17 protein-coding genes are annotated in these 22,150 nt (G+C 55.4%); 11 read left to right on the top strand and 6 right to left on the bottom strand.

The window, feature by feature from the left end; genetic code table 11:
* Window positions 1–13: 13 nt before the first annotated feature.
* The 4 genes from DMG62_17845 to DMG62_17830 all read right to left on the bottom strand — a co-directional run bounded on the left by DMG62_17845 (window position 14) and on the right by DMG62_17830 (window position 6,156).
* The gene (locus DMG62_17845) at window positions 14–841 is read right to left on the bottom strand and encodes an organic solvent resistance ABC transporter ATP-binding protein (GenBank protein PYY21583.1); all 828 of its coding nucleotides are present in this window, start codon (window positions 839–841) and stop codon (window positions 14–16) included.
* A 36-nt stretch (window positions 842–877) separates the two neighbouring features.
* Window positions 878–1,672 carry a transporter gene (locus DMG62_17840; protein ID PYY21582.1) on the bottom strand — a complete coding sequence of 265 codons (795 nt, stop codon included), beginning with the start codon at window positions 1,670–1,672 and terminating at the stop codon, window positions 878–880.
* Window positions 1,673–1,886: 214 nt separating this feature from the next.
* Window positions 1,887–3,332 (bottom strand): DNA-binding response regulator, encoded by a 1,446-nt coding sequence (locus DMG62_17835; protein PYY21581.1) that lies wholly within the window; start codon window positions 3,330–3,332, stop codon window positions 1,887–1,889.
* Complete coding sequence (locus tag DMG62_17830) at window positions 3,325–6,156, bottom strand: histidine kinase (GenBank protein ID PYY21580.1); 2,832 nt, start codon at window positions 6,154–6,156, stop codon at window positions 3,325–3,327. Before DMG62_17830 ends, DMG62_17835 begins: the two co-directional genes overlap by 8 nt.
* A gap of 380 nt (window positions 6,157–6,536) precedes the next feature.
* On the opposite strand from DMG62_17830, the gene ggt reads away from it, so the two are divergent.
* The 9 genes from ggt to DMG62_17785 all read left to right on the top strand — a co-directional run bounded on the left by ggt (window position 6,537) and on the right by DMG62_17785 (window position 16,847).
* A complete protein-coding gene (ggt, locus tag DMG62_17825) occupies window positions 6,537–8,195 on the top strand; it encodes a gamma-glutamyltransferase (GenBank protein PYY21579.1) in 1,659 nt (552 codons plus the stop codon).
* Window positions 8,196–8,293: 98 nt separating this feature from the next.
* Window positions 8,294–9,235: a hypothetical protein gene (locus tag DMG62_17820; GenBank protein PYY21578.1), complete on the top strand. Its 942-nt coding sequence runs from the start codon at window positions 8,294–8,296 to the stop codon at window positions 9,233–9,235.
* Between the two features lie 39 nt (window positions 9,236–9,274).
* Window positions 9,275–9,883 (top strand): DedA family protein, encoded by a 609-nt coding sequence (locus DMG62_17815; protein ID PYY21577.1) that lies wholly within the window; start codon window positions 9,275–9,277, stop codon window positions 9,881–9,883.
* On the top strand, window positions 9,873–11,279 hold the full coding sequence (locus DMG62_17810; protein PYY21576.1) for a hypothetical protein: 1,407 nt from the start codon (window positions 9,873–9,875) through the stop codon (window positions 11,277–11,279). The genes DMG62_17815 and DMG62_17810 overlap by 11 nt, the downstream gene beginning before the upstream one ends.
* A 90-nt stretch (window positions 11,280–11,369) precedes the next feature.
* Window positions 11,370–11,585, top strand: coding sequence for a hypothetical protein (locus tag DMG62_17805; protein ID PYY21575.1), 216 nt, complete (start codon window positions 11,370–11,372; stop codon window positions 11,583–11,585).
* 104 nt (window positions 11,586–11,689) lie between these two features.
* On the top strand, window positions 11,690–13,147 hold the full coding sequence (locus DMG62_17800; protein ID PYY21574.1) for an FAD-binding oxidoreductase: 1,458 nt from the start codon (window positions 11,690–11,692) through the stop codon (window positions 13,145–13,147).
* Window positions 13,144–14,523, top strand: a complete 1,380-nt coding sequence (locus DMG62_17795; GenBank protein PYY21573.1) for a hypothetical protein — start codon at window positions 13,144–13,146, stop codon at window positions 14,521–14,523. Before DMG62_17800 ends, DMG62_17795 begins: the two co-directional genes overlap by 4 nt.
* Window positions 14,524–14,573: 50 nt before the next feature.
* Window positions 14,574–15,857, top strand: coding sequence for a hypothetical protein (locus DMG62_17790; GenBank protein PYY21603.1), 1,284 nt, complete (start codon window positions 14,574–14,576; stop codon window positions 15,855–15,857).
* Window positions 15,858–15,962: 105 nt separating this feature from the next.
* On the top strand, window positions 15,963–16,847 hold the full coding sequence (locus DMG62_17785) for an MBL fold metallo-hydrolase (GenBank protein ID PYY21572.1): 885 nt from the start codon (window positions 15,963–15,965) through the stop codon (window positions 16,845–16,847).
* A gap of 44 nt (window positions 16,848–16,891) precedes the next feature.
* Here DMG62_17785 and DMG62_17780 read toward each other — a convergent pair whose 3' ends face one another.
* Complete coding sequence (locus tag DMG62_17780) at window positions 16,892–18,214, bottom strand: hydroxypyruvate reductase (protein ID PYY21571.1); 1,323 nt, start codon at window positions 18,212–18,214, stop codon at window positions 16,892–16,894.
* 6 nt (window positions 18,215–18,220) lie between these two features.
* Window positions 18,221–18,889, bottom strand: a complete 669-nt coding sequence (locus DMG62_17775; GenBank protein ID PYY21570.1) for an alpha/beta hydrolase — start codon at window positions 18,887–18,889, stop codon at window positions 18,221–18,223.
* 88 nt (window positions 18,890–18,977) lie between these two features.
* On the opposite strand from DMG62_17775, the gene DMG62_17770 reads away from it, so the two are divergent.
* Entirely contained in the window at window positions 18,978–19,970 is a 993-nt protein-coding gene (locus DMG62_17770) for a peptidase dimerization protein (protein PYY21569.1), read from the top strand.
* Window positions 19,971–19,989: 19 nt separating this feature from the next.
* Window positions 19,990–22,137, top strand: a complete 2,148-nt coding sequence (locus DMG62_17765; protein ID PYY21568.1) for a thioredoxin domain-containing protein — start codon at window positions 19,990–19,992, stop codon at window positions 22,135–22,137.
* Window positions 22,138–22,150: the final 13 nt, after the last annotated feature.

Raw genomic sequence — 22,150 nt, 5'->3', positions numbered from 1 at the left:
CTTCTCAAGCAGACTACGAGACGTATTCCTTGATGTACTCGTCATCGCTGCTGGCGAGCTCGTGTCCACCACCATCAAAGATCGCTTTGCCGTCTCTCAGAATAAGAAAAGATGTCTTAGTGTCGATGCCGCTATCGCGTACGGGAACCATTTGGCCTCTTTGCTGATCGTAGTAATGAGTGGCCATCGCAAATCCATCCTGGAGGCGGTGAGTGACCATGAGAGCAGACGTTTGATATACGTCGCGTTGCTTGATGAGAAGCTCGACAATTGTTGTTGAGGTAATGGGATCGAGGCCGCCGGTGGGCGAATCGTAGAGGATGATCTCAGGTTGTGTAACGATGGCGCGTGCGATGGCGACACGACGGCGCATGCCTCCTGACAACTCGGAAGGAAATTTCTGGAGCGTCTGTTCCAGTTCCACGAAGCGCAGCGCCTCGGTCACGCGCTTGCGAATTTCATCCGCAGGAATGTGCTCCTCCATCAGGCGGAATGCGACATTCTCCTCTACCTTAAGAGAATCGAACAATGCGCTTTCCTGGAAGACCATTCCGATCTGGCGGCGGAGGTCGAACAGTTCGTGCTCGGGCATGGAACTCACTTCATTTCCCAAAACAGTAATCGTGCCGGCGTCGGGCTTCAAAAGACCCATCGCGAGCTTTAGAATGACGCTCTTTCCTGATCCGGCGACACCAAACAGAACTTTCGTTTCTCCGCGATGCAAGCGAAACGAAATTCCACGCAGTACGAGGTGCTGGTCGAAACCCAATTCCACATCTTTGAACTCGAGCACAACCTCGCCGGAAGGGTGAAAGCCATTTGTGATTGCAGCAATTGTCATGACTCAGCTATCAGGTTTTTCCATATAGAGCGCGTGTCACCGTCCGAATATCCCAATCAGCAACTGCGTCAGGAAAAAATCGACGATCAGGATCAGCACCGACGCGGCCACCATCGCCTGCGTGGTGGAGCGACCCACTCCTTGTGTTCCGCCTTTGGTGGAAAATCCGAAATAGCAGCCGACTGTTGCAATAATGAAACCGAAAAAGAACGGTTTGACGAGGCCCTGAAAGACGTCCGGAAATTGCAGCGCCTGATATGTACTTGTCCAATATTGCCGAGTGCTGAGCCCTAGCCGACCGACGCCGACGATGTATCCACCGACCAGACCCATCAGGTCGGACAGAATAGCCAGGAAGAACAGCATGACCACGGTGGAAATTACTCGTGGCGTTACGAGCTTCTTCACAGGATCAGTGCCCAGAGCACGCATGGCTTCGATTTGCTCGGTCACCTTCATCGATCCCAATTCGCTGGCCATTCCGGTGGCAGCACGACCAGCAAGCATCAGACTCGTAAGCACTGGGCCGATTTCTTTGATCATCGAGAACGACACGAGTTGGCCGGTAAGCGAAACCGAGCCGAACTGCTGCAGCGTTGTGGAAGTTTGCAGCGCGAGCACCGCGCCGATGGAGAGGCCGGTGAGCACGACGATTGGAAGTGAGCCGACACCAATGAAATCCATTTGCATCAGCATGTCGGCGAGATATCGTGGGCGACGAAAAAGATTCGAGACAGCTTCGCCAGCCAGCAGTGAGTATTCCTGAACGGCAAGAACTTTCTCTTTAACGATTTCGTCAGGTGAAGTGAGCAACGTCTGCAGAAATGGCATGTGTTGGGCAGGTTACAGCGACAGGTTACAAGGAAAATAGGGAATAGGGAACAGGGAACAGGTTACAGGTGACATGTTACAGGAACAGCGGAATACAGCATGACTCAAAGAGTGCGACATTCGCCAGGAACACCATCTCGGAGTAAAGGAGCAGCGTATGCGAATCCAGAAATCGGCTTGTCTTCCCCGTCCCCTGTAAACCTGTCCGCTATTCCTAGTTCTCCCGCCCGCGCTTACGGACTTCGATAGTCAGGCGCTTGATCTTCTGATTCAAGGTTGAAAGTGGAATGCGGAATCGTTCCGCGGCTTCGGTTTGATTCCAGGAGCATTTCTCGAGCATTCCTACGATCACTCGGCGTTCGCATTCTTCCATGATGTCGAACAACGAGGCATTGGACGATTCTTCGGCCAGTACCGGAATGGAACTCTCGCCGAGAACGGACTCCGGCAAGAGGTCAACGCCGATGTTCACGCCGGAAGAGAGTACGACTGCACGTTCAATCACGTTCTCAAGTTCGCGGACATTGCCAGGCCACGCGTAACTCAGGAGAGGGCGCATAGCGTCTGCTGTGAAGTGCCGAGTTGGGAGCCCGTTTTCGTCGGAAAAGCGAGCCAGAAAGTGATTCACCAGCAGCGGCACATCTTCCATGCGAGTGCGCAGTGGCGGAAGATTAACGCTGATTACATTTAGACGGTAGTAGAGGTCTTCGCGGAACTTACTTTCTTTCACCAGGTGCTTTAAATCGACGTTGGTTGCGGCGATGATACGGACATCCACTTGAACTTCCTGCACTCCGCCCAAATGCATGAATTTGCGATCCTGGAGGACGCGCAGAATCTTGGCCTGAGTATCGAGGCCCATGGTACCGATTTCGTCCAGAAAAAGAGTCCCCTTGTTTGCGATCTCGAAGAGGCCTTTTTTCGATGCAATCGCGCTGGTAAACGCGCCTTTCACATGGCCGAACAGAGTGGATTCAAGCAGTTCGGTCGGCATCGAGCCCGTATTCACCGGAACGAAGGGGCCGTCCTTTCGCGGCGAACTCGCATGAATGGCTTTTGCAATCAGCTCTTTGCCTGTGCCGCTGTCGCCCTGAATGAGAACGGTTGACCTGCTGGGAGCAACTTGAGCCACCAGATCGAAAATCTTGAGCATCGCCTCGCTCTTGCCCACTATGTTTTCAAAGCTGTAGCGCTGTTTTAGAGCGCGCTTCAGTTGGCGGTTCTCTTCTTCTACGCGGAGGCGGGAAATGGAAGCGCGGACGTCGGCGAGCAGCTTCTCGTTGTCCCACGGCTTCTGAATGAAATTCGTGGCGCCCGCCTGAATCGCTTTCACAGCGTTCTCCACAGTGCCGTAGGCCGTGATCATGATTACGGGCAGCCCGGGATTGCGCTGGCGAATCTCGTCCAGCACTTCGAGACCATTGCGATCGGGTAGGGCGAAGTCGAGAAGCACGAGATCGCGCGGGAAAGCCGCCAACATGGCCAGCCCTTCTTCCGCGCTTCTGGCTGCCTCTACGTTGTAGCCTTCGATCGCGAGCAGTGTTTCGAGCGACTCGCGGATCGCGGCTTCATCATCGATGATCAGAATCGAGCCGGTCGCGGGTTCAACTTGATGCATATGTCGTCGCGCTAATACTGCGGATACTGCTGCTTCAGACATTGACTGCCTTTCTCAACATGGGAAATTCGAGCGCAAATGTCGTGCCCTGGCCGGGACGGCTGCTTACCTGGATCTTGCCGGCGTGCTCTTGGATAATTCCGTAGCTCACGGAGAGCCCGAGTCCGGTGCCACGACGCTGTCCTTCTCCAGGTTTCGCCTTTGTGGTGAAGAATGGATCGTAAATGCGATTTAAATGTTCTGGAGCGATCCCCGAGCCGGTGTCGGAGATCATGACCCGCACTCCGTCACCGTTCTCAGTGCTGACCTTAAGCGTGCCCCCGTTCGGCATCGCGTCCTTAGCATTCAGGAAGAGATTAAGGAAGACCTGCTGCAGCTTGCCGCTGTTGCCCATAATGCCGGGCAACTCGACGTAGAGCTCGCTCTCGATATGAACTCTTCCCGTTTTGAACTGGTGTTCGAGCAGCGTCAGCGTATCCTGGATCACTCGGTTCAAGTCGATAAGCTGGAACTCACTGCCGCTGGTGCGCGAGAAATTCAGGAGGCTGTTGACGATTTCGGAGGCGCGGAAAGTTTGCTGAGCGATCTTCTCCAAAATCGCTGAGCGCTTCTCGTCACCTTGAAGCTGTTTGGCGAGTAACTGCGAGTAAGACGAAATAACGGCAAGGGGCGTGTTCACTTCGTGGGCTACGCCTGCGGCCAGCAGACCAATCGACGACATCTTCTCCGCCTGGCTGAGCTGCGATTCCAGCTCAAGACGGTCGGTGATGTCATCGACAATGATGATGCGTCCCACCACTTCGAACTGCCGCGTAACTAGCGGCGCAATGGCGATGTTCGCGACGCGGCTCTCGCCCGTCGGCGTGTTGAGTCTGAACTTATAAAAGTTGTGGATGCCAGGCGATTGGCGAACGCGGTAATACTCTTCTACGAAGGCTGCAGGGAAGATCTCGCTCAGAGGCCTTCCAAGCGCTTGTGCTCGCGGCTTCGCGTACATCACTTCCATCTGCGAGTTCCACGACTCCACCCGATCGGCCAGATCCACGGCAAGGACGCCGACACTGATGGACTCAACGATATTCTCGTTGAATTCCTTCAGCCGCTCGTACGCGGCGATGCGCTGCTGCAGCGAGGCATAGAGTCGCGCGTTCTGGATCGCAATACCGATGTATCCGGAGAGAGTCTCAAGCAGCTCAACATCTTCGCTGGAGAGATAGTCGCTCTCGACGGTCTTACCCATTCCCAAAACGGCAATGGTACGGTTCTGCACTCGGCACGGGATGTAATAGTTCAGCTCGAGCTTGGCAATGGTCGCTTGAGCCGCCGGACTCGCGTTCAGCACCTGATGAGTGTTCTCGAAGAAAAGGTGTCCGGGCTCGCGCTGGTTCGAAAGCCTGCCGAGGAAATCGAGCTCCAGGTTCTGCGCTGACGAGATACCAAACGACTTTGCCAGGAAGAACTTCTCCATATCCTCCGGTTTTTCGCTGGCGAGGAAGACCGCTACACGATCGACAAGCAACGTGTGTGAAAGACGGTTAACTACTGCTGAAAGCATTGCGCGGAGATCAGTCTCAGAATTGAGATCGCGCGCGAACTCAACCAGAGTGCGTCTGTAGTCATACCGCTTGCGATAGAAAACTCGATCCAGCCGCTGTTGAATTACGCGTTTGATCGGGTCGAACAGGAGCGCTGTGATCACGACAGCTACGATCAATCCCCACTCGCCCGCGTTTGGCAGATTCGAGTGCACCTTCTCGGCAACGACTCCGATCACCAACAGGTTCAGTAGCGTCACGATCGCGGTGGCAAGCGTGTATGTCATGCCTCGCTTAAAGATCAGGTCGACGTCCATCAAGCGATAACGAATGATCGCGTACCCGAAGGTGAGCGGCAGGAAGACCAGCGAGAGGACTGAGACCTTCATCGTCGCGGTCGGATCCACGCCACGCAGGTACGGAATCACGTAGAAAATCGTGTAGGGCGCGATGGCGAGGATCGTTCCGCGCGTCACCCATTTCATCTGCTGCCTTAGGAGAGGCGTTTTGTTTTCTCGATAAGTGCCGAGCAGCACGATGGCCGCGAAAATGAAGCATACAGTTGAGCAAACAATGTCCAGCCGATTCAGATTCCAAAGCAGACGCTCACTCGGCAGGAACTCTCTCACCGCCACAACCCGAGCCAGAACTGCGATGGCCCCGGGAACATAGAGCAGAGGAATGAGCCATCCCCGATGTCGCAACCATTTCTTTGGCTCAGGGAAGGTGAGCGCAAAATGCAGGAAGAGCGCACCCTGCAAAACGCCAGCAACAACGCTCGACCAGAGAATGATCCAGTCGAAGGTGTTCAGCTTTGTTGTGTAGTGGAAGGCGTATAGAACCGAGGAGGTCAGGCAGAAAACAAAGAAATGCGACGATTTCGGAGCGGACCAGCGTCGCAGCAGAACATATAAGCCGATCCCGAGATAGATTAACGCGATTAGTCGCAGACCAACGTTCAGCGACTTGTCTGCCGGAACGAGGATCACGGGAGCTTCGACTCTCACGCCGCTGCGAGTTACGCCATAGGTCGCTTTCGAGTAGGTGCCGGTTCGGAAAAGGCTGCGGACTCGGTCAGCCCCGGAGTGGATCGCCCTTCCATTTATGTCCGCTAGCTGATCGCCGGCTTTAAGCCCGGCACGCTCTCCTGGACCAAGAGGCGTAACTCGTTCGGCATAAAGTTGACCTTCGCTCTCCAGCCACCAGATGCCATCATCAGGGACAACGTACTCTCTCTCTTTTTGGAAATTGATGATGCCAAAGACGATCACTGCGACGGTGCACAGTGCCAACACAACGGCTGCTGCTCGCAGTTGGGATTCCCTGGTCATGCGCTCGTCTCTTAGGCCCTGGTAGCCCGTGGAGGGTTCGCTTGCTTCTCTCTCGGCAATAAGCAACTCAGGTGCCAACGGGTCTACCTTCAACGATTGTCTAAATCTTGGGAAACTAGGGACTTGCGCCCATTATATTCTTGGAATGATAGCTGCGGTACGCATATTGGGACGGCTCTATGAAAAAACATAGTGTGCCGTAACCTGTCACTAGGTACCCTCCACGCCTACACCATCCTTCCGTCCGTACTGATCAGGCAATTTGTATCGGCCATGGAAGACTGCCGCAACCCTGTCTGCGCCCTTCTATATTGTCCGGGAGGTGAACCGCGCACTTGTATCCTCCCTGGACTTCCATTTAGCTTCTCCTCGCACAACATATGCGACCATTTACGCTCTTCGCGATGACCCTCTTTGTTGCAACTACCGCCGCATCTCAGGACCGTGCTTATGGGCGATCTATCGTGGTTAGCCCGAAAGGCATCGTCGCCACCAGCCACTACTTGGCATCTCAGGCGGGAGCAAGGATTCTGGCCAAAGGCGGGACCGCAGTTGATGCCGCCATTGCCGCAAACGCGGTGCTCTCCGTTACTGAGCCGATGATGAACGGCATCGGGGGAGACATGTTTGCGATCTACTGGGACGCAAAGACGGGCCAGCTTTCAGGCATCAACGCCTCTGGATGGGCGCCCCAGGCTCTTACGCCGGAGTACCTGCGGGTGAAAGACATCACGAAGATGCCGAGCCACGGCATCGACAGCGTCACCGTTCCCGGAGCCGTCGCGGGATGGGCGGCGATGCATAATCGTTTTGGCAAGCTTCCTTGGCGGGACCTGTTTCAGCCAGCCATGTATTACGCCGAGAACGGCTATGCCGTTCCAGAAATCATCCATGATGCTTGGGCAAACTCTTATTTTACGGACGAAGGTAAACGCCTATTTCTTCCCAACGGTCGCGCCCCTGCACTAGGTGCTCTCTTTCGGAATCCTGATTACGCTCGAACTTTACGCCTGCTCGCGGAAGGCGGTCCTGACGTTTTCTATCGTGGGGAGATCGGGCAGGCGCTCATCGCAACCTCAAAGGAACTCGGCGGCACTGTGACGGCGGAGGACCTTGCGCAGTTCACACCCGAGTGGGTGGAACCGATCTCGACGGAATATCGTGGCTGGCGAGTCTACGAGCTTCCTCCGAATGGACAGGGAATGGCCGCGCTCTCCATGCTCAATATCATGGAGCAAACGCCTCCCGCTCCCGATGGCCCGCAGGGAACGGCAGAGCTACACAAGAAGATCGAGGCCATGCAGTTGGCATATGCCGACCTACAACGCTATCTCGCGGATCCTCGCGTATCGCCGGTGCCGGTGGCCGGGTTGCTGTCCAAAGAATATGCAGCGAAGAGGGCAAAGTTGATCGATCCAAACAAAGCGCGTTGTGATTATGGTCCCGGAGCGCCAGTTGGAAGCGACACTACATACTTGACTACCGTGGATCGTGAAGGAAACATCGTTTCCTGGATCAACAGCAATTATTCAGAGTTCGGGTCCGGCGTAGTAGTAAAGGGAATGGGATTCCCGCTGCAAAATCGTGGTGCTCTATTTGTCCTAGATCCCAAGCACCCCAACGTCCTTGCCGGGCACAAGCGCCCTTATCACACGATCATTCCTGCATTCATGGAGAAGGGCGATCAGCACATTGGATTTGGCATCATGGGCGGCGCGAATCAGCCTTTGGCGCACGCTCAATTTGTTTCTAACCTGGTGGACTACGGTATGAACGTGCAGGCCGCCCTGTCAGCTCCGCGCTTTACGGTGGGTCGCGGCGACCTCTGTCATATACCGATCGAGAGTCGTGTGAAACCGGAAGTCATCGACGCACTGCGCGCAAGGGGGCACAACCTGGAAGTGCGTAAGGAATACACATCGTTGATGGGCCGTGGACAGGCGGTTCTCCATGACTCGAGCCGTAAGATGAACTTCGGCGCTTCAGATCCGCGCGCCGATGGCTCCGCTGAACCCGAGCCGCCTGAACTGCCGCAGTAGCTGTGTCTAGCAAAAAAGAGGGGAGCTTATTCAGCTCCCCTAAACAGAAGCGACAGAGGCGATACGTGAGAAGTTGGAGGTAAGCTGCTGCTTCTGAGTTGCCTGTTGGCTGCAATTCTGAATTTTTTTGGCAGCAGCACATCACTATGTCTTTCAGCCACAAACAACCAGTCTTCGATGAGATGGAAGAGCGCTGGGCGACGCTTTCTGGCGTGCGGCTCCGATACCTTGTGGGCGGTTCCGGCCCTCCGCTGATTCTGGTTCATGGAATTGCCGCCTCATCCTTCTCCTTTCGGTTGAATTGTGCCGACTTGATGCGTAATTTCCGGCTCTTTGTCCCGGACTTGATGAGCATCGTCTCTGCGCAGCGAAAAATGGATATGAACGGTTCTTTGCAAGGAATTGCAAAGCGCCTTGCCGAACTCCTCGACCATGCTGGCCTTAAACATGCCAACTTTCTCGGGAGCTCCCACGGAGGAGCGGTTTTACTGAACCTGGCTGCACTGGCGCGGGAGCGTTTTGAGAAGTTAGTGCTCGTGTCGCCGGCGAATCCGTTCGCGGGGCATTACAAGGCCACGGTCGGGTTCTATTTGAGCGCGCCAGGCCGAATTTTTGCTCGTTTGGCACCCTTTGCGCCCGCTCGCATCTGGGACTACGGAATCGGACGCATGTACGCGGATCCGTACGGTATGGCTGCGGGCACTGGCGCTGGCTATGCTCGTCCACTCAGGTTGAGAGGGACAATCCCGTATCTTCTGTCCTGCCTTGAAACGTTCAATGACGATCTCGAAAATTTAAGGGAGCACCTTGCGACGATATCCCGAATTCCGACTTTGCTGATCTGGGGCGACCGCGATCCAGTTGTGGAGATTCAGTCCGGATACGAGCTTCAAAGAGCGCTAGCCGCCAAGATGGTCGCAATGCGAGGTGTTGGTCATTTGCCATACGAAGAGGCTCCGCAGGAATTCAATCGCATCGTTCGCGAATACTTAATGGGGGTCGGCGAACCGCAGCTCACGAATTACTCAAGTAACTCCTGATAAAAATCTGTCCTGCTATTCTCACTTCAAGTCAACCAAATGCACGTGCCCGATCTGCTGCGCAGATTCTTTGCCGAACATGGCTACTGGACTGTTGCCATCATATTGCTGTTAGAGAATGCAGGTATTCCTCTTCCCGGCGAGACCACACTTCTGTTCGCTGCTTTTCTCGCATTCTCGGAGCACCGTCTCACGCTCTGGGGAATCATCGTGGTTGGTGTAATCGCGTGTACGATCGGCGATAACATTGGCTATTGGATTGGCTACCGTGGCGGACGTCCGCTGCTTGATCGTCAACGCAAGATATTCCGCATTTCGGAATTGCATCTTCGGCGTGGTGAAAAATTTTTCGCGCAATACGGCAGCATCACCGTGTTCTTCTCCCGATTTGTTTTTGGGATGCGCATCATCGCAGGACCTCTGGCAGGTGTGCTCAAGATGCCATGGAAGAAATTCGTGTTGTTTAATTTCCTGGGTGCTGTGCTCTGGGTGTCGGTTGTTGCTTCCCTCGGCTTCTTCTTCGGGAGCAGATGGGATTGGTTGATGACTGAGCTCGAGGATTTCCAGTTAGTAGTTGCAGCCATTGCCGTGCTGGTCCTGCTAATCCTATGGCGCAAGCAACGCCGGAGGTCTGTGCATGCCAGGTAGGCTGGCGAGGTTTTTCGAGGAGATCGATCGCGAAGCCTGGGTGCGCTTTTTCGTCGCGCTAGCCGGCCTGATCTTCTCGTTTGCCTTCGCCCTCCTGTCCACCAGCTTTCGGGATGAAGGCAACGTTGTTGCGACTGCAATCACAGCGTCGTTGTCGCTGCTTACTGCCGCAATGGTGGGAATTGCCACGATTCCCTTTCTGGCACGACGTGTGGCTCTCGAACGTTTACGCTTCAACGTTCGTTACGAGCTGACGCGCGAAGGAGTGGCTTACATCCTCGCTGTGGTTGTAATCGGCATCGCCGCACTCAACACCGGGAACAACGTGCTGTTTATCGTGGTAGCAGCGATGCTGGCAGCCCTCCTTGTCTCTGGCATATCGTCAACACTTGTTCTCTTTGGACTGAATCTCAAGGTCACTTTGCCGGAGAACGTCTTCGCCGGCAAACCTTGTATTGGGACGATAACGATCCGCAATGATGGCCGGCTGCCATCATTCTCTGTCAGCGTGGTTCCGGAAAAGCCGAGCCGGCGGCGAAAGTGGAGATGGCAGAAGACCGAATTGGGAATTCCCCCATTCCGTCCGGCGGCCCGGCAATGGTTTCGACTGCCCGATCTCCAGCTCAGACCCGTTCCGCCCAAGAAACCAGCAGAGCCTATTCTTAGCGCACCAGTTTACTTCCCGCATTTACGACCACGCCGCTCCGAATCAGCGCCAGTGGAATTGAAATTTCCACGCCGAGGCCGATACGCGCAGAGTGGATTAGGCCTGGCGACGCGCTTCCCATTCTCCTTTCTGACGAAGACCCGCATCATTCCGTTTGTGCGCGAGCTGATCGTGTTGCCATCGGTAGAGGAGACACAAGAGTTCCTCACGATCCTGCCTACCCTTCGCGGTGAATTCGAGATGTTCATCGCCGGTCGCGGATACGACTTGTACCGGTTGCGTGAGTTTGCAGCCGGGGATGCGGCGAGACACATCGATTGGAAGGCTACAGCACGGGCTCAGACCGTAATGGTTCGCGAGTTCACGCGCGAGGATGAGCGTAAGCTGAAACTTATCTTCGACAATCCCGCGCTCGGCGAAACGAGCTCGGAGAACTACGAGTCCGCGATCAAACTTGCTGCTTCTCTAGCCTGGCATTTTGCCGACGGTGCGACCGACATTAGCTTCGCCGCTCCTGGTTATTTGGGTATGGGCGCACACGAGGCGCTCAGCTTTTTGCGTTACCTGGCAGTTGCTCAACCCGCAGCTCAGAAACTTCCCTTAGAATCTCTGGCATCCAGAGATGCTTACAACCTGGTAATTACCGCCAGGAAGAGAGGTTCAATTCCGACGCAGCTCTGGACGAGCGCGTATTTTATCTTTATCGGGAACACGAGCGAGAGTTCCTGAACCAGACCGTCTGCAAAAAGCGGACGACAATGCCTCCCTTTGGCGCAAGTTGACATCCAAGCCTGAAAACCGCAACCGAACGAAGTTGCCATGGAAGAATATCTGCCTTCATTTCGCCTCGAATTTCGCGATACGTATAACGAATACCGCATCCTCGATGGACGTGTGCAATTCAGACCACAAGAAGGTGACTGGCGAACGCTGGATATGGACGACATCCAGATGCACTTCTCTTTGAGAACACCAGTGGCGAGCTGGATCCGGAATACGACGGATCGTATTCATCATCTTCCGCTAGCTGTCTGAAACGCCTTCGTGATCCGTGGGTTCGTAAGCTGCCCTTCGGCAAACGCTAATACGCTGGAGAAGGACGCTTCGGAACCAGTGTTAGAATCCGATTCGATTCCAGCATGTTCTCCTCCCGAGTAGTCGGCAAGCTAAAGCGGATCGCGGGTCGCGATGCTGTGCTTGATCGGCGCGAAGACCTCATGCTCTATGAGTATGACGGCTCTCTCGCGCGTGGAGAACCGAAGTACGTTGTCTTTCCGCAGACCGCGCAGCAGGTTTCCGAAATCGTAAAGCTCGCGCGGCGCGAGAGATTGCCCATCGTTCCTCGTGGAGCAGGAACTGGTCTGAGCGGTGGCTCGATAGCCAGACAGGGTGGCATCGTGCTTGCTTTCGCGAGGATGAATCGCATACTCGAGATCGACATCGCGAATCTCCGCGCGACGGTGCAGCCGGGAGTCGTGAATCTCGAGCTCAGCAATGCGCTCGCTCCACGCGGTTTCTACTTTGCTCCCGATCCTTCCAGTCAAAAAGCATGCACGATTGGCGGAAATGTCGCCGAGAACTCCGGCGGTCCGCATACTCTCGCTTACGGCGTGACAGTGAATCATGTGACTGGCTTGGAGATAGTCCTTCCCGATGGGCGGATCGTTCAGCTCGGTAGTTCGGCAGCAAGCTCCGCCGGATACGATCTCACCGGATTCTTCGTAGGATCTGAGGGCACACTCGGCATCGCCACGGCGATCACGGTAAAGCTCACTCGCTTGCCTGAATCTGTCGCGACACTGCTTGCGATCTACGACGACGTTGAGTCTGCCGGCAATACAGTCGTCGCCCTCACTTCTGCGGGTATCACGCCTGCGGCTCTCGAGATGCTCGATGGATGGACGTTGCGTGCAGTGGAGGCATCGGTCCATGCGGGATATCCGCTCGACTCCGCTGCGGTTCTCCTCATCGAACTGGAAGGACTGCGTGAAGCTGTCGATGAGCATGCCGAACTCGTATCCGAGTTATGCCGCCGATGCGGCGCACGTGAAGTTCGGCGGGCGAAGGACGAGAATGAGCGTCACTTGCTGTGGAAAGGTCGCAAGACCGCATTCGGAGCGATTGGACGTATTTCTCCCTCTTACTACGTGCAGGACGGTGTTATCCCACGCACGCGTGTTCCTGAAACTCTGCGAAAGATCGACGAGATCAGCAAGAAATATTCGCTCACGATTGGAAACATTTTTCACGCAGGCGATGGAAACCTGCACCCATTGATTCTCTTCGACGCCCGCGACGCTCAGCAGACGCAGCGGACACTCGACGCAGGTCGGGAAATCCTCGAATTCTGCATCGGCATTGGCGGATCGATTACCGGTGAGCACGGCGTCGGTATGGAAAAGCAGGACCTCATGTGCACGCTCTTTACCGATTCGGAGCTCGAAGTCATGAGGCGTCTGCGGAACTGTTTCAATCCTGATTCATTGCTTAATCCGCAGAAGATGCTTCCCTCGGCCCGCACTTGTCGCGAAGCCGTGACTCCTGGTGATCCCAGTCTCGAAACTCCGCTGACTTCTGCTGGGGTGGAGTTGCGGTGAATCAGGCCGTAACCACGCAAGTTGGCATGGATTCCCGATTCGAGAGCCTTCTGGGAACGCGCTCTGTTCTCACAGAACCAGGCTCTTTGCAACGATACGCGATAGACGGCATCACTCCGCCTTTAATCGTGCTGCCCGAGGATGCTGAACAAGTTTGCGCTGTTCTGCGCGTCTGTAATGAAGAGCAATGGATGGTTGTCCCGTTCGGATCTGGGACTCACCAGCACGTAGGCAGACTACTGGAGCGAGTGGATCTCGTTCTCTCCACTGAAAAGTTGAACCGCATTCAAGGTTACGATCCCGGTGATCTGACTATTTCGCTCGAAGCAGGAGTGCCGGTCGCGAACGCGGTCTCAGCCTGCGCAGAGCATCGTCAATTGCTGCCGATTGAGGCTCCAGAGCACGCGACAGTGGGTGGCGCAATGGCGACTGCTGCGAATGGGCCATTGCGCGCAGCTTTCGGGAGCCCGCGCGATTTCTGCATTGGCATCAATTTCGTCACCGGAGACGGAGTGGTCGGCCGCGGCGGGGGACGTGTGGTGAAGAATGTTGCTGGCTATGACCTGATGAAGCTGCTGATTGGCAGCTACGGCAGCCTCGCCGTTATCACGTCCGCCAACTTTAAATTGTTTCCTGCGTCTCAACCAGCCATTACTCTGATATGCGAGTTCGCGTTGCTGTCGCAAGCCTTGGTTCTACGCGACGAACTGCTCAAATCTCAGCTTTCCCCCATTGCTTGCGAAATCATTAATTCCCCAGCAGAGGAGTACCTGCATGACGCTGAGCCGCGCGACCCAGATCATTGGGCGCCAGAGACTTCGAATGCTTCCAGTGGATCGAACTGGAAGCTCCTGCTCCGCTTTGCAGGAAGCGACCGCGTTCTTGAGCGCATTCGCAAAGAGTTGAGCTCTTCAACTTCTTCGGAAATGGACGGAGCTAAGGAGGCAGAGCTCTGGAAACGAATAGGCTCTCTTGAGCAGCAAGTAGCCAGGCGACACCGTAACGCCATGATTTTTCACCTGGAAGTTCCGATTTTGCAAACCCAAGGCGCTCTCGAGACAGCCCACTCCTCCGCGAACGATTACAACTTCCTCGCCGTTATCCTCGGGCGCGCGAGCGTCGGATCATTCATTATGGTGTTTGTTCCATTAGCAATCGATCCGCCCGCGGTTACGCAATATGCCGGCGCTGCGTCAGCCTTTCGTTCACGATTGTCCAAAGCCGCATCGGCTGTTGTAGTGCGCTGTCCCCGCGAGGCAAAGCAACATTTTGATGTCTGGGGATCTACTCCCACCGATGTCGATCTCATGCGAAAAGTGAAGCTCGCTCTCGATCCCGGAGGCATACTGAATCGAGGTAGATTCCTCGTCGGATGAGTTCACCCAAAATCACTTCCTCCGATCAGCTCCACGAGCACACCCTGCAGATGGGCGAATCGAATTTCGTTGGCCCGGATCGTCCGACATGGGACCTTTACGCCACCTGTGTTCACTGCGGACTCTGTCTGAATCACTGCCCCACCTACCGAGTGCTTGGCATGGAGATGGATTCACCCCGTGGACGCATTTATCAGGTCTTGCAGGTTGACTCGGGGCGACTGGCGATCGGCGATTCTTTCGTTACGCACATCGATCGTTGCCTTGATTGTCGCGCCTGCGAAACGGCGTGCCCATCCGGCGTGCAGTATGGGCATATCGTTGAACGAGCTCGCGCTCAGATCGAGCAGCATTATCGGCGTCCGTGGCCGGCACGCCGTCTGCGAGACTTCTTTTACGGCTCGGTGCTCGGCGATGCTCGGAAGCTAGCTGCTCTCGCGCGTTTGCTGCGTTTTTATCAGCGCTCAGGACTGCAAAGGATTGCGCATTCTTCAGGGCTGCTAAAGCTCATGAGGTTGGCGCAGCTGGAGCAGCTTCAACCTCGGATCGATGACGATTTCTTCTTTGACCAGATTGGGAAAGTGTTTCCCGCCGACGGAGAACGCCGGGCGCGAGTTGCACTTCATGCGGGATGCATCGCCAGCGTCGCCTTCTCAGCCCTGAATCATGCGACCATCCGTGTCCTTACCCGGAATGGTGTCGAGGTCTGGGTTCCGCAAGGCCAGAATTGTTGCGGCGCGCTTCAGGCTCATGCCGGATACCGGAACGAAGCGCGAACGCTTGCCCGTCAGAACATCGCCGCCATGCTCCATGACCGCTTTGATGCGATCGTCACAAATGCCGCGGGTTGCGGCTCTACGCTTAAAGAATACGGTGACCTTCTGCGCGAGAACGGCGACAACGCTAATGCACAGAAGTTCGCTGCGAAGGTGAAAGATATTACCGAGTTCCTGCAGCAGTTGGGCTTGCGGAAACCTGCCAGGCAGCTCAACTCGAGGGCCACATATCAAGACCCCTGTCACCTCGCTCATGGACAGAAGGTTCGCAATGCTCCGCGAGAATTGTTGCGCGTCGTAGGCCTGGAACTCGAAGAGATGGCACATCCCGATCAGTGCTGCGGCAGTGCCGGCAGCTACAACGTCACACAAAACGATCTATCGATGAAAATTCTCGACGAAAAAATGAAGGACATCGCTTGCACCTCCGCGGAGATGGTGGTGACTGCCAATGTTGGCTGTATGCTGCAGCTGCGAGCCGGGATGGAAAGAGCGGGACGCAAGGTGCCGGTGAAACATGTAGTTGAGGTGCTGGATTCGTGTTATCAATCTTCTTAAGCATTGGTCGGGATTCGGTCGCTACGGTAAAAAACGCTTTCGCCGTGCAGCCACTCTGGAACGCATCTTTCGGCAGTCGCAGATCGTCTAAGAAACAGGGCCTAAATGCTGAATATCACCATCCGGCGTAAAGCAAAGCAATTCGGTCAGCTCGTAAGAACGTCCGCCGTCACTCCAAGAACCGGACGCTCGCATAAACCGCATCTCGTCAGCGAGCGCGAATTGGGAATTACGTTCATTGGCCACAGCAGCTTCCTTATCCAGATTGCTGGACGCAATATTGCGATCGATCCCAACTTTGCGCGCTGGCTGTTCGTCCTCAAGCGGCAGCGACGGCCGGGAGTTCGACTCCGGGATCTGCCGCCGATCGATTATGTACTGGTTAGTCATGCGCACTTTGATCACTTGCATCGACCATCGCTGCGCGCGATCGCGCGGCTTACACGCTGGCGCTGCGGACGCGCTCCGCAGATCATTGTTCCGAGAAATGTTGGCGATATCGTCGCGCGCTTAGGTTTTAACCGCCTTCATGAACTGGAGTGGTGGGAGGAGTGTCGCGATGCAGGCCTAAGCATCACACATACTCCTGCGCAGCATTGGGGAGCCCGCATGCTCCGCGATTTCCATCGCGGTTTTGGCGGTTACGTGATTCGCTCGCAGCGGCATTCGGTCTATCACGCCGGCGACACCGCTTATTTCGAGGGTTTTCGCGAGATTGGGCGCCGGCTGAATCCCGAATTGGCGCTCTTGCCGATCGGCGCGTATTATCCGGAACACTTTCGCAATGTGCACACCAGTCCTGAGGACGCGCTGCAGGGCTTCCTCGATCTCGGTTCGCGACTGATGATTCCAATGCACTACGGAACATTCCGCCTCTCGTACGAGCCCATGGATGAGCCTGTGCAACGGTTGCGAGCCGCAGCTGCTGCCGCTGGAGTCAGCGAGCGCGTCTTAGTGCTCGATGAGGGCAAGACGCGAATTTTCAAGTAATGTGGTTTCGGCCGCTCTGAGTCGGGTGTGATGCTGAAGAGCGGCTAGTACGCAACTAGAATGCGCACATCCCGCACATTGTTACCTGTTGGTCCGGTGACAATTGCATCACCTAACCGCCCGAACAATGAATATGAATCAAAACTCTCAAGGGTTCGCTTCACGTCGAACCCTGCCTCACGCGCCCGAGCAATTGTCGTCCCATCCGCTAGGGCACCTGCGGCAGGGCTGTTCCCGTCGATTCCATCAGTTCCTGCACTGACAACCACAATGTCTTCTCCCGCAATCTGCTGAGCACAGTACAAAGCAAAATGCTGGTTCCGACCTCCGGTGCCGCCCATATCAGGAACACTCACTGTGATCTCTCCTGCCGAGATCACAGCCACTCGCGACTTGCTCTTGCGCAGTTCGTGAAGATGGTTTAGCAGATACCCGGCTGCTCGCTCGAAAGGCCAATCGTCGGGTGTGTTGTCGATTTCGACAGCAAAGCCATGCTTCGACAGCGAGTCCGCTGCGGCTTGCGCTGCCGACGTGCTCGATAGGATCGGCCACCAGCGTGAGTTCGCGAATGCAGAATCATCCGCCTTCGGAGTCTCTTTCAAAGCTCGCTCCGCAAAAATTCTTCGTACGCTTTCGGGAAACGTTCCGGAGAGACCGTGCGTCTCCGCAATCAGATAGCAATCGGTGTCCGTACTTGAGTCCGGCATGGTTGGCCCGGAGGCTAGTGTATCCAGCGAATGTTCAGGAACGTCGCTTACCATGATGCTGAGCTGCCGGGCAGGAAATGCGGCCTGAGCCAGCCTGCCTCCCTTTACTGCAGACAGATGCTTGCGGATCGCATTGATCTCGCTAATCGTGGCACCGGAGTGGACCAGCACTCTATAGGTTTCAACGAGATCGTCGAGCGAGATATCTTCCTCAATTGGCACCTCAACCATGGCGGATGCCCCGCCGCTGATGAGATAGGCCACCAGCGTGTGCTCATTCAGACCAGAAAGCGCCTTCAGAATGGCCCTTGCACCTCGCACGGATTCTTCCGTGGGCAGGGGATGCCCACCTGCAAAATAGCGAAACCCGGGCTGTTGCGATGAACTTGGAACCGAGCAGACGATTCCCTGCAAAGTCGGTCCAGTTTGTGCCAGCAGCGATTCCAGCATCGTGTGCGCCGCCTTGCCTATCGCAATCACCAGCACGCGTTCAAATGAGTTCAGATCATAGAGGTCCTGTTCAACCCGCAGAATCCCGCGTGAATACTCAACTTTGCGATTGAACACACGAGGAATGCTAATTTCGGCGAGCGTCTCGTTAAAGATCTGCCGCGCCAACTCATGCATTCTTTTTGGTTTGGTGTCCGAGCCCAATTGCATTTTGGATCAGGCGCGTTGTTGCAGATTGAGAGCAGGGAAGTGACGGGGCAGCCATTCCGCGATGGCTTCTCGCATAATTGGCAGCTTGCCTTCGAAGAAGTGATCGGCGCCTTCCACTAACAGGAATTCCTTCGGCTCAGCAGCAAGGTTGAAAATCTCACGCAGATTTGCCGTGGGAGCGAACTGATCGTGGTCGCCGCTGACCATCAGCTTTGGCTTCGTGCAGCTCGAGAGGTACGAATATGTATAGAGGCGCTCCTGGACGCTAAGCGGCGTTCCAAGCGCAATCAGTCCTACAACGCGTGGATCGGGACAGCAGGCCTTTAGTCCCGTCGCGGCGCCAAACGAAAATCCAGCAAAAATGATTGGCAGGTTATACTCCTGCTCCAGCCAGTTAAGTGCTGCGCGAATATCATCGCGCTCGCCTCGTCCGTGGTCGTGTGTGCCTTCGCTCAATCCAGTGCCGCGGAAATTGAAACGCAGCACCGGCAAACCAAAGCCGTGCACAGCCTTCGCTGCGTGATAGACGACTCTGCTGTGCATCGTTCCGCCATGTACCGGGTGAGGATGGCAAACCAGCGCAGCATAGGGTGCGCCGGGCGCTCCAACGTTCAGCAGCGCTTCCAGCCGGCCAGCAGGACCGGACAGAAAGATGGACTGAATCGCATTCGCCACTTTCTCGGACTACCTCAGTCTTAAAGCAATACGCAAGACTATTGCGCTGAGTTCGATTCTACGCGAGTGCTTCCGATATGCTTTCAATATGGACCCAGCGCGGCTCACACGCGAGCTTATTGACATCGAATCGATCAGCGGCAACGAAGCCGAAGTAGGTGATTATCTTCACGGCTTTCTTTCAGAGCTCGGATACCGCACTGAGAAGATGCAGGTTGACGGTGCTCGCAACAACATCTACGCGACTCTTGACGCGAAGCCTGATCTCATTTTCTCGACTCACATGGACACAGTGCCGCCGTTCATTCCATCATCCGAAGATGGCGAGAAGATCTACGGACGCGGTTCATGCGATGCCAAAGGAATCATAGCCGCGCAGATCGCAGCCGCCGAAACACTCCGCAAGAACAATTCAAATATTGGACTGCTTTTTCTTGTTGGCGAAGAGCGCGACAGTCAGGGAGCAAAGGAGGCTAACCTTCACGCTCCTGGATCACGATTCCTGATCAACGGCGAACCAACCGAGAACAAGATCGGACGCGCTTCCAAAGGAACGCTTCGCGTGCAACTCACTGCGAAGGGACGCATGGCGCATTCGGCATATCCGCACCTCGGAGACTCAGCGATCGAGAAGCTGGTGAAGGCGCTATATCGGCTGCTAGAGATGTCACTGCCAGAGAATCCTGAGATCGGCCCGACTACCGTTAACATCGGGTTGATCGAAGGTGGTCGTGCTCCGAACGTAATTCCCGATTTTGCACAGGCGCAATTGCTGTATCGTCTCGTCGGATCTACTGAGAAGCTACGCAAAGACATTCAGACAGCTGTCAAAAGTCTAGCGATCGCCGAATTCGCGCTGGAAATTCCATACGTCAAACTTCGTACGGTCGATGGAATTCCCGAAATGATTGCGGCGTTCACGACTGATATTCCAGCACTCACGAACTGGGGTCAGCCTGTGCTGCTGGGACCAGGATCGATTCATGTCGCGCACACAGATGGTGAGTTCATATCGAAGCGCGATCTGACCGACGCTGTTGAACTGTACGTTTCAGTCGCGGAAAAACTGCTCGCGTCCTAATGCGCTAGACTGAAACCTTATGTCGGAGTCCAAAAACGCACTAGCGCAGGCCTGTTCTTCATATCTGCGGTCCGCGATGCATCAGCCGGTCGAGTGGCACGAGTGGAGCGCGGACGCCTTCGACAAGGCTCAGCGTGAGAACAAGCCGGTGTTGCTTGACATTGGCGCCGTTTGGTGCCACTGGTGCCACGTGATGGATCGTGAGTCGTACGAAAATGCCGAGATCGCGAAGCTCATTAACGACAATTACATCGCAATGAAGGTTGACCGCGACGAGCGGCCCGACGTTGATAGCCGATATCAAGCGGCGGTTCAGGCAATGAGCGGACAAGGCGGCTGGCCTCTCACGGCTTTTCTGACTCCCGATGGCCGGCCATTTTTCGGCGGGACCTATTTTCCGCCCGAGGATCACTACGGACGTCCCGGATTCAAGCGCATTCTTCAGACTCTTGCATCGGCGTATCGCGAAAAGCACAGCGATGTGATGGAATCCGCCGAGCATGTCATGAGCGCGATCGATCATGCCGAATCATTCGCGGGCCGTTCGGGAGAGATTTCTCCCGGATTGGTCGATGGCATAGTGAAGTCCGCGATCCAGAGCTTCGATCCGCATCATGGCGGATTTGGATCTGCTCCGAAGTTTCCACATCCTTCAATCCTCGATCTGCTTATCGATTACTGCGGCCGAAGTGGCGAGGAAGAGGCTTTGAAGGTGGTGACCACGACGCTGGATAGGATGGCCCAAGGCGGCGTTTACGATCAGCTCGCCGGAGGATTTCATCGTTACTCGGTGGATGAACGCTGGGTCGTGCCACATTTCGAAAAGATGTCGTACGACAACTCGGGGCTCCTCAAGAACTACGTACATGCCTACCAGCTCACCGGGAATGACTTCTACGCACACATTGCCCGCGACATCATTCGCTGGATGGATGATTGGCTAAGCGATCGCGAGAGCGGCGGCTTCTATGCCTCGCAGGATGCTGATATCGATTTGCATGACGACGGCGATTACTTCACCTGGTCGCTTGCCGAGGCGCGCGAGGTCCTGACTCCGCAGGAACTCGAGGCGGTTGCGCCGCTTTACGACATCGGGGAAGTCGGCGAGATGCATCATCGACCTGAGAAAAATGTCTTGCACGTTCGTGCCACTCCGGAGCAGCTTGCGACGCGGCTGAAGCGTAGCGTCGAGGAAATCCGAGAGCTTATTCGCTCGGCGCAAGAAAAAATGCTGAACGCGCGACTTGCTCGATCGACCCCATACATCGATAAGACGATCTACGTGAGCTGGAACGCCCTTTGCATCTCCGCATATCTTGAGGCAGCAAAGGTTCTTGAGTTGTCAGACGCAGAGCACTTTGCTTTGCGATCGCTCGATCGGCTGCTTTCTGAAGGGTGGTCCACGGAGAACGGACTCAGGCACGTAATCGCCTACTCCGATTCTGCCGCGCAGCATCGCGACGTCAATGGACTGCTGGACGACTATGCGTTCTCAGTAATCGCCTGCCTTGACGCGTACGAAATCACGACTGACCTCAGTTATTACCGCTTCGCAGAGAAGATCGCCGCAAAGATGATCGAGAACTTTCACGACGAAACGGGCGGCGGGTTCTTCGATACTTCAAGGCGTGCATTGCAGGGTAGCCTCGGCGCGCTCGCCGCCAGGCGCAAGCCGTTGCAGGATTCGCCGACTCCGGCGGGCAATCCGGCGGCTGCTATCACTCTGTTGCGGCTTCATGCATACTCCGGAGACAACAAGCACCGCGAGATCGCGGAGTCCACGTTAGGCGCATTCGCCGGTATCGCCGGTCATTTTGGAATTTTCGGCGCGACCTACGGGATCGCCGTTGCGGTGTGCTCGCGTCCTCATATCCAAGCGGTCATCATAGGCAAAGACGAAAAGGCGCATGAACTCTATCGCGCCGCGTTGTCGCCGTTCAGCATCTCGAACTCAGTGTTGCAGTTCAATCGCGATCACGTCGTCGAAAAGAATCTTCCTCCGACGCTGGCTCAGACCATCCCGAACCTTCCTGCGCTAAAACAGAACAAGAGTTTCGCGCTGTTGTGCTCTGGATTCAGCTGTCAGCCGCCGATTGAGTCGACGAGTGCGCTCAAGGAACATTTGCGCCAGCAGGAGCCGGTGTCTTCGGCTAGAAAGATTTCTTAGCTTTCAGGAGTAA

Source organism: Acidobacteriota bacterium (genome assembly GCA_003225175.1).
Taxonomy (GTDB): domain Bacteria; phylum Acidobacteriota; class Terriglobia; order Terriglobales; family Acidobacteriaceae; genus Gp1-AA112.
Note: the sequence above shows the minus strand (reverse complement) of the source record. Positions and strands in the feature narration are given on the sequence as shown.